Source organism: Gluconobacter sp. Dm-73, from assembly GCF_018256215.1.
Lineage (GTDB): Bacteria > Pseudomonadota > Alphaproteobacteria > Acetobacterales > Acetobacteraceae > Gluconobacter > Gluconobacter cadivus.
Genome location: NZ_JAERLW010000013.1, coordinates 1 through 14,091, shown reverse-complemented (window position 1 = coordinate 14,091; position 14,091 = coordinate 1). Strand labels below are relative to the sequence as shown.

General features: G+C 44.3%; 12 protein-coding genes and 4 pseudogenes. 4 read left to right on the top strand and 12 right to left on the bottom strand.

Features of this window, described 5'->3' with window-relative positions; genetic code table 11:
- Positions 1–92 precede the first annotated feature (92 nt).
- From JK176_RS13110 to JK176_RS13055, 12 genes and pseudogenes are all read right to left on the bottom strand, one after another.
- Complete coding sequence (locus JK176_RS13110; RefSeq protein ID WP_077804040.1) at positions 93–1,019, bottom strand: LysR family transcriptional regulator; 927 nt, start codon at positions 1,017–1,019, stop codon at positions 93–95.
- A gap of 33 nt (positions 1,020–1,052) precedes the next feature.
- On the bottom strand, positions 1,053–2,648 hold the full coding sequence (locus JK176_RS13105) for an OprO/OprP family phosphate-selective porin (protein ID WP_211588218.1): 1,596 nt from the start codon (positions 2,646–2,648) through the stop codon (positions 1,053–1,055).
- A 27-nt stretch (positions 2,649–2,675) separates the two neighbouring features.
- The gene (locus JK176_RS13100) at positions 2,676–3,608 is read right to left on the bottom strand and encodes an AEC family transporter (protein ID WP_211564409.1); all 933 of its coding nucleotides are present in this window, start codon (positions 3,606–3,608) and stop codon (positions 2,676–2,678) included.
- Complete coding sequence (citG, locus tag JK176_RS13095) at positions 3,602–4,477, bottom strand: triphosphoribosyl-dephospho-CoA synthase CitG (protein WP_099287729.1); 876 nt, start codon at positions 4,475–4,477, stop codon at positions 3,602–3,604. Before citG ends, JK176_RS13100 begins: the two co-directional genes overlap by 7 nt.
- Positions 4,474–5,007, bottom strand: a complete 534-nt coding sequence (gene citX / locus JK176_RS13090) for a citrate lyase holo-[acyl-carrier protein] synthase (protein ID WP_099287728.1) — start codon at positions 5,005–5,007, stop codon at positions 4,474–4,476. The genes citG and citX overlap by 4 nt, the downstream gene beginning before the upstream one ends.
- 25 nt (positions 5,008–5,032) lie before the next feature.
- Positions 5,033–6,550: a citrate lyase subunit alpha gene (gene citF / locus JK176_RS13085; RefSeq protein WP_077804035.1), complete on the bottom strand. Its 1,518-nt coding sequence runs from the start codon at positions 6,548–6,550 to the stop codon at positions 5,033–5,035.
- 11 nt (positions 6,551–6,561) lie between these two features.
- On the bottom strand, positions 6,562–7,428 hold the full coding sequence (locus JK176_RS13080) for an aldolase/citrate lyase family protein (RefSeq protein ID WP_077804034.1): 867 nt from the start codon (positions 7,426–7,428) through the stop codon (positions 6,562–6,564).
- A complete protein-coding gene (gene citD, locus JK176_RS13075) occupies positions 7,425–7,721 on the bottom strand; it encodes a citrate lyase acyl carrier protein (RefSeq protein ID WP_077804033.1) in 297 nt (98 codons plus the stop codon). The genes JK176_RS13080 and citD overlap by 4 nt, the downstream gene beginning before the upstream one ends.
- Positions 7,711–8,781: a [citrate (pro-3S)-lyase] ligase gene (citC, locus tag JK176_RS13070; RefSeq protein WP_086649678.1), complete on the bottom strand. Its 1,071-nt coding sequence runs from the start codon at positions 8,779–8,781 to the stop codon at positions 7,711–7,713. The genes citD and citC overlap by 11 nt, the downstream gene beginning before the upstream one ends.
- Before the next feature lie 14 nt (positions 8,782–8,795).
- Complete coding sequence (locus tag JK176_RS13065; protein ID WP_077804031.1) at positions 8,796–9,257, bottom strand: lipocalin-like domain-containing protein; 462 nt, start codon at positions 9,255–9,257, stop codon at positions 8,796–8,798.
- Between the two features lie 251 nt (positions 9,258–9,508).
- A pseudogene (locus tag JK176_RS13060) lies at positions 9,509–10,027 on the bottom strand (transposase); the annotation flags it as partial.
- Positions 10,028–10,132: 105 nt separating this feature from the next.
- On the bottom strand, positions 10,133–11,818 hold the full coding sequence (locus JK176_RS13055) for an alpha-keto acid decarboxylase family protein (RefSeq protein WP_077804030.1): 1,686 nt from the start codon (positions 11,816–11,818) through the stop codon (positions 10,133–10,135).
- 104 nt (positions 11,819–11,922) lie between these two features.
- Between JK176_RS13055 and JK176_RS13050 the strand changes: the two genes are divergently transcribed.
- The 4 genes and pseudogenes from JK176_RS13050 to JK176_RS13040 all read left to right on the top strand — a co-directional run.
- Positions 11,923–12,825, top strand: a complete 903-nt coding sequence (locus tag JK176_RS13050) for a LysR family transcriptional regulator (protein WP_077804029.1) — start codon at positions 11,923–11,925, stop codon at positions 12,823–12,825.
- A 121-nt stretch (positions 12,826–12,946) separates the two neighbouring features.
- Positions 12,947–13,066: pseudogene (locus JK176_RS13045) on the top strand (transposase); the annotation flags it as partial.
- A gap of 87 nt (positions 13,067–13,153) precedes the next feature.
- A pseudogene (locus JK176_RS15010) lies at positions 13,154–13,285 on the top strand (IS701 family transposase); the annotation flags it as partial.
- 61 nt (positions 13,286–13,346) lie between these two features.
- Positions 13,347–13,955, top strand: a pseudogene (locus tag JK176_RS13040) (IS5 family transposase); the annotation flags it as partial.
- Positions 13,956–14,091: the final 136 nt, after the last annotated feature.

Sequence of the window (14,091 nt, the reverse complement as noted above, 5' to 3'; positions counted from 1 at the left end):
GCCGCTTTCTCTTCTTGGAGAGCATCAACCAACAGTTTTTCGATCCATCCACCTCTATTCGAACTATCTATATTATAACCGTACAGACTATATCATATAGTTTGTATTGTAGTATCTATATTATCTTTCGCAAACAATTTTAGCTCATCAAGAAAAATACGAACACTCCTTTTTACATATGACTTCGAAGGTAATACAGCATATAAAGATATAATTTCTCCGTTATAATTAGGAAGTATTCTTACAAGCTTTCCTGTTTGTAAGCTCTCCGATAAATCCCAATATAATTTATATGCAATTCCGTTACCGGAAAGTGCCCATCTATGTATAATCTCTGCACTCGTACTGCTAAATTTCGGCTCAACCTTAATGATAAATGATTCTTCATTGTTTTCCATCAACCACTGATTAATAGCTTCCATGGTTTTATAACGTCTCAAACATAGACATGTATGCTGCTGAAGCTCTTGTGGAGACTTGGGCTCACCATGTATCCTAATATATTCAGGAGAAGCACATGGCACACGAATAGTCGATGCAATTTTTGTGACGATTGCGCTTGAAGACTCTGGAAGTCCTATACGAATAATTATATCTAAATAGTCATCGAAATTATATGAGCCTTCAGTCGCCACTGCAAGATTAACATTGATGTTCGGATATTTCTTCACAAATTTTTCAACGAATGGCGCTATTTTATTTGATCCAAGCTCTAATGGAGCACCTATGCTTAAAAATCCCTCAATTTTTTTGTCTGAAGAAGAAATTCTATAATCAAGTTCATCAATATCTGATAATATCAATGATCCTTTTTCGTAGTAATAATGCCCATGATCGTTTAAATGAAAATGTCGTGTATTTCTTTCTATAAGTTTTATTCCGAGTCTTTTTTCTATTTTACTTAGACGCCTCGAAACAGAAGGTGGTGTTACACCAAATCTCAGTGCCGCGCTTGTAATACCGCCTGCGTCTACCAGGTCGACAAAAAATCTTAAATCGCTGATTTCTTCGAGACTCATCTTCAGTATTCCACAGCAACCGAAATTTCGATATTAGAAGGTTATAGACATTCTTCCACCGAGAGTATTACCGGAATTGTAACCGATATACAAACCATGTGTATTTAAAACATTAGCATGCGTAAAATTAAACATAAAACGAGCGTAATTCAAAAAATACCAATTAACTCCTAATGTAACGGTAGATGCATTCGAACTACCCAAGCTCCGGGATACACTCGCACGATCATATCGAAGAGAAACTTCCCACGCACCCAATCCGCCTTGTGTTACTGGATGGAGAACTCTTGGTGCAGCCCAAACACCTGAATGCGCGAAGTAATTAGGCGTCTCACCCGTCAAAAAAACGCCTCCTTGAACACTAAGGGCCTCTTCGGAGCCAGATTTTCCGGCCCAAAGAGCATAATTTGGATACGATGAATACGTGCGCCTTAGCGATAACTTTCGTAAGCCAAACTCGAATAATGCCCAAAAAGATTTCCAAATACCAAAAAGCTCAACGCCACCAGATAAAGAATGAGAAAGAGGAGCTGTTGGTCCGACCTGAAAATTAAATGCGTTATCCGTATAATTTAATAAATTCACGTTCTGGGTAAAATTTTGTGTCGGTTTTGAATCTTCGTAGAACCCCCAAAACCCTAAATGAATTAACGATACCTTATCCTTGAAAGGTATATAGTGAGCACGCAGAAGATACGTTAAATCATCTCTAACGTTGTTAGTATTATTTGTTGAATTGACTTGATCGCCAGATATTTGCGTCGCAATATGCCAGTTTTTACCATATATCTTATATGCACCGCCTAAGCCGTACCAACCCATCATGGGCACTAACAGATTGGCAACAATATCTCTATTAAGAAATACGGTATCACTCGACCCCGTAGAGCCATCAAAACCTCGTTCAGAAAATTTATTTCCGATTGTGTATTCTGATAGTAACCCAGCTGTTTTGTCAGTCCAGGTTGCAAATGCACTCATGAGTTGCAATGTATTGCTAGAAAAATCCCCTTCCAATACCCACGATAAATTACGGGCCCTACCTTGAACCCCTAGTCTAGCCGCGCGAAGTATTGTTCTTGAAATATTTTGCTGCGGAAAGCGGCTCGAAAACGACGCACCATAATCTGCCAATATTCGACCACGAACTCTGAAGCTATAATTGCCATCAGGCGTCGAGAACGATGGTAAACCTTTTCCCCATTTTAATACTAAACCATCAAACTCAGTAGTTCTATTTGGTATTTGTGATGATATACCCAAAATAGAACCGGAATTTGAAGGCATATTTGAGACGGCTCCAAATGTTCCTGGAGGAGATGCAACCAATGGGAAATTTATATAATTATTATTAATTTCTCTATGTGAAATTTTAACAGACCTAAACTTCTTCTGCTTATAATAAGGAATGTCTAATATTGAATGATCATTATAATTATTTTTTACTTTCTGCTTTTGATAGGAATGCCCTTGCAGTTCAATAATTTCTTTTTCTAAATATCTAATTCTTTTATCTTGTTTTTTTAATTCATTGACCAATTCAGATATTCCTGAATTGTTCTGGGCGAACGATACGGATGTTGAAATAAAAAAAGACAAAAATGAAAAAATGAAAAAAGATTTTTTCATCGTAATAATTGCCAAATCTTTATTTATTCACGATGTGAGAGCTATGAGTGCTCCCATCGTGAATATGGACACCACTGTAGAAAAGAATACGGTTGATGCGGCCTCTCTCTCACCTTTTTTAATTTGATTTGATAAAATCACTATCACTGATGCTGAAGGCATAGCAAATGTTAATACTGCTTCCCTTAAGTAAAAAGGAGAAAGGTGTGCAGTAATAGCTAACCCCCATGCGACCATAGGTGCTGCGATATTTCTGAAAAATACCGATGTAATGACCATCTTGTTGATCATTGGTTTCATAAGGCAAAGTAAAATGCCAGCTGCGAACATCGCAGCTCCACCAGTTGTCTTTCCAAGCATTATGAAAGAAATATCAAGTAATCTTGGAATCGGAATACCTGATAAAACCCAGATAAATGCGCAGAGTGGTGCTAAAACGACAGGTTGTTTTAGCGCATTTTTCAAATGAGAAACCCAATTCTCGCCATTCCCCATAGTCTCCTTATTGTCACTAGACAGTAAAAAAAATACTACAGGAATAAGAATAACATTTATTGTTAAGCTCGCCAAAGAAACGGCAAGCGCACTTTTCCCACCGAAAAGAAATCCCAAAACAGCAGATCCCACAAATGGGACCGACGGATTTCCGATAGCCAAAGCCTGAAGTGTCGCAAGCGACACTGATCGCTTAAAAACAAAACGCGAAATCCAATAGGTTATAAAAAAGCTGCCAATCATCCAGAAAATAATAATTGCTGCAAAACTACCAGAATGTAAAATTTGCGTACGATCAATTTTAGAAATTCCAACAAATAAATCCATTGGAAGTGCAAATTTAAGTACCATTCGATTTATCGCAGTTGCTTGATCGCGATCAAACATACCCATAGAAGCACCGAGATATCCGAGCATCATCGATACTACAATCGGGAAAATAGCTCCGCAAATAATCTCTAACATACGCTCTCTCCATTCAAGAAATAACGCTCGAAATCAACAAGAAATAACATCACGGACAAAAGGTCGGCACTTCCACCTGGGCTGATATTCCGTGAAATAAATGCAGTATTCATCTCAGAAACCTCTGTTTCAAAATTTCCAAAACCTTTTTCCCGCAAAGTATTTAAAGCTTTTTTGGAGAAAACCTTAGCGTAGTTCAATCCATATATTCCGGATCTTGAAATAACATTTGTGTCATTATTGTTTGATATTAAAGAAATAAGCGAAATTAACTCGGATTCAACTGCGGAGTATCCATCGCACAAGGCATCGCGATAAGCGGGAAGCGCATAACGTTGAACGGTTAAGAAGCCAGATTCTGCTTCAGCTCGTGCACCACCGAAGCCGTATTGTCGATAAATAAGCTGCCCCGCTGTAGGGGGTGCGCATCTTTCATTTCCCGATCTTAAATCATTGTGCAATAACCCGTCGCAGATCCGGCTTACTTCGATGCAGACGTTTTCTATAGTACATTCCTGATTGTTAGAAATTAATCTTCCTGATGCACCACATAAAAGACCAAGAGCGAAAATCCCACCTTTATGGGTATTGACTCCATTAGTCGCGGAAAACATTGCATTTTCACATTTCACGCCGACTTTACGCAAATCATTAAGCGCCTCTTTCGAAGACGTCGACGCACAGCCGGATTCATAAAATAACGAAAAAAAAGGACTTATTGCATCTATGCTCTCTAAAAATAGAGCATGATCCATATCTGAATGGGCACCGTTATCAAAACGATCGACCAGCCCTGGCTTAGGCGAAAGATTAATTTCTTTAAGCAAAGCACATCGTGCTATTTGGGATATCTTCTCTGACGTAATCAATTTTTTTTCTCCTTTTCGAAGAGAAAAAAAATCCGCTTCATCTCTCTACGAAGGTCCTCTATGGAGTGTTTTCTACTTCTCGCACAATTCATTGCAATATCGGAACACAAAAGACATCTACGCGCAGGGAAATCAAAATTTTCTCTAGAAAGGGAAAATTGATCTGGTGCGATAACATCCAGATCCCACAACCTGCCGAGAGGATGCGTTTCCTCTAATAGCATAGTCATTTTCTTGATATCGATTTGAGACAAAGCCGATACCACAAAAATCGCCTCCGGCCCCGACGAGCTTACACTTGCTTCTTCCAGCAAAACACGTGAGCCCGAACTTTTAACAGTAGAGCAAATACTCTTACGCGCTTCGGAAAATATTTTCATTATGATAGGAGAACATTTATCACTCCCTGGAGAAACAACCGTTACCGAAATAATCGGGCGTTCGAAGCGTCTCAAAATAAATAACTGCCTGCGAGCGCGCTCTTCGCGCGCTCGCAGGATAGAATCAAAAATCTCAGGACCTTCTGTCATTTCATCAGGTCTCCGCGCTATCGTCTTACGACGCAACCTGACGAACGATATCCATCACACTTCCATCGCGATAGCGGACTACAGCAACTACTTTATCTGTGTACTGAATAGGATCAGGTTTTCCGGCGAGGAGAATAGCTTTTTTCTGAAGCTCCTCAATAGTTGTAACAGGAAGTCTCGCATCTACGAGGCGTTTTTTGAGATCTACATTATTCGGATTAACGGCGATCCCATGATCCGTCACCACTACGTCGACAGTTTTTCCTGGTGTGACCACCGTATTCACACAATCAACAATACAGGGCATTCTTGCTCGAAGAAGAGGCGTAACAATAACCGTCAAATTTGCAGCTGCAGCAACGTCACAATGCCCGCCAGAAGCCCCACGTAGTACGCCATCTGAGCCAGTTAGCACGTTAACATTAAAATCGGTGTCTACTTCAAGCGCACTTAGCAAAACAGTATCTATACGATCGACGTATGCACCCTTTGACGAAGGATTTGCATATTCATTCGCGGAAATTTCGGTGTGAGCTGGGTTATCTCTTAATGACTGAGCTGCGTCGACGTCAAAGGACTGTACATCAGCAATCGCTTCAATCATGCCTTTTTTTAACAAATCAACGATAGAACCCGTTACACCGCCAAGCGCAAAACTGGCTTTAATATTCTTTTCAATCATCTTCTCTCCCAAGAAGATGGTAGTTGCAGTTGCAGCACCACCGGATCCTGTTTGAAGAGAAAATCCTGCTTTGAAATAACCTGAATTCTCAATGACAGATGCCGCAATTCGTGCCAGCAACAGATCTCGAGGGTTTTTTGTAAGCCGAGCTGCGCCAACACTGATGAGAGATGGGTCTCCTACTTCGTCAACCTGCACAACCGCGTCTACCTGGTCTTGAGAGAGGCTTGCTGGATAATTCGGAAATTCCACTATATCTTGTGTTAAGACCGCAACATAGCGTGCGTATGCAGCGTCAACCTTTGCATACCCCAACGATCCACAGCTTAGCTCACCATGACTTCCATTCGCATTTCCAAACTCATCTGATGATGCAACGCCCAGAAAAGCCACATCAATTGAAATTTCGCCCGTTTGAATAAGATGAACACGCCCACCATGAGAATGAATCTGAACGGGTGTGTTCATGATCCCCTTAGAAATAGCTTCTCCCAACTCACCACGCAGGCCTGACGTAAAGATTTTCGCAATCACGCCCGATTTAATAAATTCAAGAAGTCCATCGTGACAATTCAACAGCGAACTGGGAGCAATGGTGAGATCTTTAAAGCCCATTTCGGCAAGTTTTTTTACAACCTGCAAAACTACTTTATCGCCTTCGCGAAAGGCATGATGAAAAGAAATCGTACCGCCATTCTTTAGACCTGAAGACTTTATAACGTCCTCAAGAGAAGGCTTTAACTTACGCTTCTGTTTCGTCGTAATGTCTTCCAGCTGCGGAGAATTAGCGAAAACTCCTTTAAAAGCTGGGATATTATTCTTTGCCGCATAATCTTCGGCTGCTTTTTTATTGTAAGCCATTTCTTTCCTCCTCAAGAATGTTCAGCTAGGAGAAGTACACGCTGCGCTTCATGCACAACCGGCGGATCAATCATTTTTCCATCAAGTGAAATGACCCCAAGACCTTTTTTTTCGGCATCTTCAGCTGCCGCGACAACTTTTCTAGCGTGATCGACATCTTTCTGGGCCGGAGCATATGCTTTGTGTAAGAGCTCGATTTGGCGAGGATGAATCAGCGATTTCCCGTTATACCCAAGATTTTTTGCAATCTCGACTTCGCGTAAAAATCCCTCTTCATCATTGACGTTTCCATAAGCGACATCGAATGCGTCAATTTTTGCTGCTCGGGCAGCATGCAGTACTGCAGCTCGTGCGTAAAATAGCTCGGGCTCACTGCCTGAGCTCCGGGAGGTCTGCATGTCAACCAAGTAATCAAAACCCGCCAAAGCAATTGCCACCATACGCGGTGTCGATTTTGCAATGGCGACTGAGTTTACGACGCCACAAGCAGATTCAATAGCGGCCATAATTTTTGTATCGCCGATTGTGCGTCCACAATCTTTTTCAATTTTTGCGATACGTTGCTCGAGCTCTTTGACTTCTTCTACAGTTTCTGTTTTAGGCAAGCGAACAATCTGCACACCTGCTCTTACGGCCATATCAAGATCGTCTTCCCAAAACGGCGTTTCTACCCCGTTAATGCGAACAACAGTTTCAATATCGCCATACAAGTTTTCTTTTAATGTATTGAATACCAGAAAACGTGCACTATCTTTTTCTGTCAAACTCACTGAGTCTTCCAGATCAAACATCACTGAATCAGGTTTGTAGATATATGAATTAGACAACATTCCAGCGTTAGCTCCTGGAATAAACATCATACTACGGCGAAGTCTCATGACAGATCTCCAAATTTTACGGTTTTTTCGTCAGAAGCCCGGTAAACAGCGGCTTCAACACGCGCTCTGATTACACAGTCCAACGCACCCTGATCTCTCACGTCAACTACTGCTGACAAAACACCGCATTTTGTGAGTGTATCTTTGACTGTTTTTCTGATCGAAGAACCGAATTGTTTTTCAACTTTACTCTGCACAATCAATTTTATCTCTTGAGAATCATGGGGATTAATTACCACCATGACATCACTAGACTCTAGCGTGCCTGCGATACCACGTTTGTTAATTTTCATGACACGATTTCCTTTCTTCTTTTTCATTCACAAAGAATTTGTTGAGATATAGATATGTTGACTTTGGAACCAAATCCGCAGTTTCTCTATATCTATTTTCCTGAATTAGGCTTCTTACACGAGAAGCCGATACAGCTATATCTTGAAATTTTACTCTTTCTATCTCTTTTAATTCGATTTTCTTATCTGAATAAGAGCAATCTTCTAAGAACTTCTTCAAAACAACGTTGTACATAGCTGTTGTTTTGTCCGTTGGCTCTGTCCCAACATACCTGATATTTATATTTAATGATGGCGCGATATATTTCCGAAACATTAAGGCATCGATTGCAGATGCTTGTTCCGTGATTTCTTCGTCCTTTTTAAGAAAATATTGAGGAAATGTTGCGTGAGAAATAATATAATCAGAACCCTCATGAACAACGACATTTCTTAAATCGGAAACTCCGTCTCTGACGAGAGTGAGGCGAGTGTCATACGAAAAAAAGGAGACATCTTCTCGTACTAGAAAAACATGTACCCAATCACACTCTTTAGACGCCTGCTCTACCAAATATCGATGGCCATTTGTGAAAGGATTAGCATTCATTACTATGCTTCCTATACGCTCTCCTGCCCTTAAGGTTGATTTCAAAGTATCAAGATAATATTCTAACTGCGTAGAATCATAATCCATAAACGAGACTACATTTGGAATTTCAACTAGGGACTTAAATCCCCATCCATCAAAAATCCTAGAATTTATATATTTTGTGAATAAAAAAAGGTCATCGTAACCTTTAGACAATCCTTGCATTATAACTTCTGTACCAAGGCGCACACTCAGACCAGAACCACGAAGCTGCTTGTCAACGCAAACACATTTAACAACATTCTTGTCCAATCCAGCACAAGCGACAATCCGTTCATTATCCTGGCTCAAGGCAACTACGAACGTCGTAACTTGATCATCGATACGCAGATCCCCGGTCGCTAAAAAATCGATGATATCGTGTTTCTTTCTTTCAAGGTCAGATCCCGAAAGAAGAGAAATCGAAATATCATCTGAGTTCCGATACATATCGATAACTGTTTCTAGTGTGCACGGACGAATTTAATGATACTGCGCGACATTTGATCTTTTGCCCAATTAGGCATTTTTCGCCACGGAGTCACAACCTGAGCTGTATCACCCTCAATTTTGACAGTACGACGCTGTTCCGTACCCACCCATTCAGGAGCCCATGCAGTTTGTACCGTCGTGACCCACTGATTGCCTTCAATACGATAGCGACCAATATAAGCAACCAAAGTTTGCATTAAACGAGAGCGTTCCGCATCGCTATGCGCCGGCTCCCGGCCGGTGCCCTCAAGGTTAAAGGCAATCCAACCATCGTTTGTAAAAATCACTCGACCACGGGGGTGGTCACCCATTGCGTCTATAAATTCACCCGTGGCCTGCAATTCCACTTGGTAAGAAACAAGTTGCCACGTTCCAATGATTTGCTCCGCAAGCTCCATTGACGGTGTTTCCTTCACATGAAGTGAGTTTTTCATTCCTACCCCGTGATATTTACTGCCCTTCTTTCATTCAACTTAATACATCCCCCTATGTATTCTAGATCTAATTGACGTAAATAACTATTACGTTTGACGTAATTAATTTCTATTTTAATAATTGAATGTCTTTCTACAAATTTGTGAGGCGTCCCATCAATACCAAGGAATGCTGCGACTGATTCATCCCTGAATAGAGTTAGCCTGGTTTTTTAGACTGAAGGCTACGCTAACCCAGCCTGATAGCCCTTTTGGAAATTCACGGATGAGCGTTTCGCGCGCAGCATGGCTTTCTTAGCGTTGGTATGGTGCGACTTTGTAGCTGCGACCAGCGTTGCATCCAGGATCTGGCCTGATATCGGCAAATAGTCGGCGTTGCGCAGGATTGCGTTGAAGCGCTCAAACAGCCTTTCAATGGCTCTCGCCTGTGTCAGGCGTTCACGGAACAGCCAGACTGTTTTGGCATCCGGCACTCGATCTGAAAGCTCCAGACCAAGGAAGCGCATGAGCGACAGGCGGGCGTTGATCAGATATTCCGTCCGTTCATCAGACAAATTGTTCAGCGTCTGGATCACCAGGATCTTGAACATTAACACGGGATCAAACGGGAGACGACCGCCCTTGCTTCCACCTAAATAGGCCAGAGCCTTTTCCAGATCAGGGCAGAAGACCTCAAAATCCACAGTCCGGGGAAAAGCTTCGAGTTGATCACCAAGCCCATTCAGGCGGGCAAGTCGCTCTGCAACATCAAAAAAACACGGCTGCTTCATGATCCATGCCCAAATCAACTCGGGGGAAATGGAATCACAAAGGCAGCCTCAAAACCAAAGAGTTTTCGAACCCTTCAGTTAATCTACAAGATGAATTTCCTATACTCAGACAGGCTTACGGGAATTCGCAGCTGCAACAAATTTACCCCACTGCACGAGCGTTTCGGTGCAATCGGTCTGATCAAGCTTACATTCGATCAATGTTGGCCCGCGCGTATTCTTCTTGGCCTTTTCAATGGCATCAGCCAGTTCTGCACCTGTCGTAGCGTGCAAGCCCAGTCCGTATTTACCACTTTCTACGCCGGGAACACCCTGGTTGAAGACCTGCATCAGAGCGGCATAGTCCCAGTTCTGGATATAATTATAGGGGCCGTCATGAATTTTGATCTCAATGACGTAACCAAAATTATTGATAAGGAAGATGATAACCGGCAGTTCGTAACGAACCATCTGCGCCACTTCCTGTGCCGTCAGCTGGAACGAGCCATCGCCAACCATCAGAACATGCTGACGCTCAGGAGCAGCCAAGGCATTACCGAAAATAGACGGTACAGACCAGCCGATATGTCCCCACTGCATTTCCGACTCAACTTTAGCACCCTCAGGCAGATGCATGCGTGTTGCATTGAACCAGGAATCACCGGTCTCGGCGTATAGCGTTGTGTTGCCATCAACCAACGCATTGATCTGACGGGTCATCTCATCATTAGTGAGCGGCTTGGCAGCGTCAACAACTGGCAACGCAACGGGAGTATACGGCTTCACCAGAGAGGCAGGCTTACTGGACACCCGCTCCGTCAGAGCAGCCACAAATTCCTTCAAACGGAAACCTTCAAAAGTCTTTCCGCTCACCGTGACACGACCCGGGTCCACTTCAAGCACACGCTCTCCACGCACGGAATCCCGCCAACCGACAGTCGAATAATCATTCCAGACCGGGGCCAGAGTGATAACAGCGTCAGCGCTCTTGATGACATCTTCAACGCCAGGGCTGCTGACCTCCCCCCAATAAACTCCGCGGAAACCCGGATGCGCTTCAGAAAAAAAGCTCTTGGCCGCAGCCATAACAGTCACAGCACAACCAAGCTTGTCTGCGAGAGCCACTGTTTCAGTGAGTGCCTCACAAGAGCGTAGCTTGCTCCCGACAAGAATGGCAACATTCTGCGCTTTTTCAAGAAACGCGAGACTTTCTTCGATCGCCGCTTTGAGGCTAACTTCGTCTGCTTCCAGGTGCGACAGAAGCGACGAGACCGGACCTGGTCGAACGCAAGGCTGACTCGCAACGTTACAGGCGATTTCTAGATAAGCTGGCTTCTTCTCGCGCAGTGCGGTCCGAATGACGTGATCGATTTTTGCAGGTGCAGTGTCTGCCGAGGTGATGCTCTCAGCCGCACACGTAACGTGCTTCACCATCTCCATTTGATAATTATAATCTGTCGTGCCGATCGTGTGGTGCAGGACATGGCCCGACCCATGATCATTAGAGTTCGGCGCACCAGAAATCAGAATAACGGGAAGATTTTCAGCATAAGCCCCACCCAGGCCATTCATTGCTGAAATTGCACCGACACTAAACGTCACGACAGCAGCAGCAGCACCATTTTCGCGTGCATAACCTTCTGCCGCAAAGCTGCAATTCAACTCATTGCAGTCATAGATCTGCTTCATACCGCCATGCTCAATCAGTTGATCAAGCAGGATCAAGTTGTAGTCACCAGCAACAGCAAAATGGTGCTTCAAGCCGATTTGCGTTAGCCGCTCAGCCAGATAATGCCCAACAGTGAAAGCCATAACTCAGTATCTCCAACAAAAATTCTTCGGACAGAATGGAGGCCCCCTTTTCAAACGTCCAATATATATTTTGACTGATTGTCATACGTGTATCATATGGATATATGGACCTTCGTCACCTACGCTATTTCGTGGCCATCGCAGAGCATGGCAGCTTCACAAAAGCTGCGGAGACGCTTCGCATTGAGCAGCCTCCTCTCAGTCAGCAGATCAAATCCCTGGAAACAGAACTGGGAGTGCAACTCTTTATACGGTCCAAACGTGGAGCCGCATTGACGGATTTTGGAGAGCAGCTTTTTGAAAAAGCCCAGACAATTTTGCGTCTTGAGCAGCAATTTCACCTTCTAGCCAGGGGATTGTCCCTCGGTGAACAAGGACGCCTCAGGATCGGCATGGCAGGTGCCGTCGCACTTCTTCCTCTGATACCCAAAGCCATACGGGCATTTCGTGAGCAGTGGCCGGATATTGTGATTACACTCGAAGAAAGTAACACTCCTGCTCTCTGTGAGGCCTTACGGGAGCGCCGGGTGGATCTCGCCATTGTGCGTCCACCAGCGCCAGATCCGGACATTGCACTCCATCCCCTCTTTGATGAACCAACCCTGATCGCCATCCCAAAAGGCCATCCACTGTCCAAACGCCACACCCTCAGATTGATTGATGTAGCAAAGGAACCATTTCTTATTTTTGATCGATCACTCGGTCCCGGTTTCTACGATGCTATTATCTCGGCCTGTCAACAAGCCGGCTTCACTCCGCGTTTCGGACAAGCTGCCCCTCAGATCGCTGCAACAATCCCGATGGTTGCAGCTGGGCTAGGTGTTGCGATTGTCCCTGCCTACTTAAGTCAAATCCATGCCGATGGCGCAACATTCCATCCAATTTCAGGACCCTCACCTCGAGCCAGCATCTCTCTTGCCACTCTGGAAACAGAGTTGACTGGTCCAAGCGCCAACTTTCATCAAATTCTTCTTACTGCAGGAGATAATAATCAAATTCTAACTTAAGAGCCTGGCCGAAAATGAATTGCGCAATTCCAGTGGTTTGTGATTCCTCGGTCTTTGCAAAGAAAAGGAGTGAATTGTGGCCTAGACTGAACTCACCCGTCGTCAGTATCGTCGCGATGATCTGACCTATGAAAGCGATCTACGCGATCGGAAATGGGCGCTTCTGGTTTCTCTGATGCCGTTCAGAAGAACGGAACTCTGGCGGGTTGTTGAGGCGGTACTGTACATCGTCTCGACGGGATACTAGCACTACTTTGGCAGAAGTATATTTTTTAGGATTCCCATGGGGCTGATTGCGTGATTCATGGTGAGCCAGCTTTGACGGAGGCTGGCATTGGAAGAAGACTGGCAAGCGGATCTTGAGCAATGGCTCGTCCCGTATCTGGAAGGTCTTGGTAACAAGACGCGGCGTAAAATATGCCCGGCCTATATCGCAGGTCTGATCGGGCCAGGAGATCGGCTTTGTTGCATAAATGGCGTGCGGGGATTTCGGTTTTGCCTTGGGTTTATTATCTGAGGGGATGAGTGCAGTGACCCCCACGCGCTACCGCACGACGAACTGGTCTTCCTATAATGCGGCGCTGAAAAAGCGTGGCTCCCTGACGGTGTGGTTTGACCCATCCATGCTTTGGGAGGGCATGGCGACGGGGCGTCGGGGACGGCGGCAGAGTTATAGCGATGCTGCGATACAGACCTGCCTGACGCTGAAAGTCCTGTTCGGTTTTGCACTACGGCAGACGACGGGTTTTGTTGAAAGTCTCCTACACCTGGCGGGACTGCCGTGGTCTGTTCCAGATTTCAGTACGCTGAGCCGCAGACAGGAAAGCCTGACGGTCGATATCCCCTATCGTGGTTCGAACGGCCCACTTCATCTTTTGATCGACAGCACCGGGATCAAGGTCGAGGGAGAAGGTGAATGGCACACCCGCAAACATGGCGGTTCGAAGCGTCGGATCTGGCGTAAACTTCATATCGGGATCGACGAAGGATCAATGGAAATCAGAGCCGTAGACATGACAAGAAACACTGTCGGTGATGCTCCGGTTCTGCCCATGCTTCTTGAGCAGATCCCTGAAGATGAAGACATTGTCAGTGTCACGGCTGATGGCGTGATAGAAAATTCGTCATGTAGAAGAGAGGCATGTCCATTTTATTGATTTTTCTACTCTAAACCGGACATGCCGCTTCCCCCCCCATATCGGTCGTCTGAATGAGCGTGTCGGGACCTGTGTTTTCTCAACGAACGGCAGCAAGCAGCTCACTCAC

What these genes read in the sequence shown, in the direction of transcription:
- JK176_RS13110 (WP_077804040.1), bottom strand. Translation starts at nt 1,019, where the DNA reads ATGAGTCTCGAAGAAATCAGCGATTTAAGATTTTTTGTCGACCTGGTA.
- JK176_RS13105 (WP_211588218.1), bottom strand. Translation starts at nt 2,648, where the DNA reads ATGAAAAAATCTTTTTTCATTTTTTCATTTTTGTCTTTTTTTATTTCA.
- JK176_RS13100 (WP_211564409.1), bottom strand. Translation starts at nt 3,608, where the DNA reads ATGTTAGAGATTATTTGCGGAGCTATTTTCCCGATTGTAGTATCGATG.
- citX (WP_099287728.1), bottom strand. Translation starts at nt 5,007, where the DNA reads ATGACAGAAGGTCCTGAGATTTTTGATTCTATCCTGCGAGCGCGCGAA.
- citF (WP_077804035.1), bottom strand. Translation starts at nt 6,550, where the DNA reads ATGGCTTACAATAAAAAAGCAGCCGAAGATTATGCGGCAAAGAATAAT.
- JK176_RS13080 (WP_077804034.1), bottom strand. Translation starts at nt 7,428, where the DNA reads ATGAGACTTCGCCGTAGTATGATGTTTATTCCAGGAGCTAACGCTGGA.
- citD (WP_077804033.1), bottom strand. Translation starts at nt 7,721, where the DNA reads ATGAAAATTAACAAACGTGGTATCGCAGGCACGCTAGAGTCTAGTGAT.
- citC (WP_086649678.1), bottom strand. Translation starts at nt 8,781, where the DNA reads ATGTATCGGAACTCAGATGATATTTCGATTTCTCTTCTTTCGGGATCT.
- JK176_RS13065 (WP_077804031.1), bottom strand. Translation starts at nt 9,257, where the DNA reads ATGAAAAACTCACTTCATGTGAAGGAAACACCGTCAATGGAGCTTGCG.
- JK176_RS13055 (WP_077804030.1), bottom strand. Translation starts at nt 11,818, where the DNA reads ATGGCTTTCACTGTTGGGCATTATCTGGCTGAGCGGCTAACGCAAATC.
- JK176_RS13050 (WP_077804029.1), top strand. Translation starts at nt 11,923, where the DNA reads ATGGACCTTCGTCACCTACGCTATTTCGTGGCCATCGCAGAGCATGGC.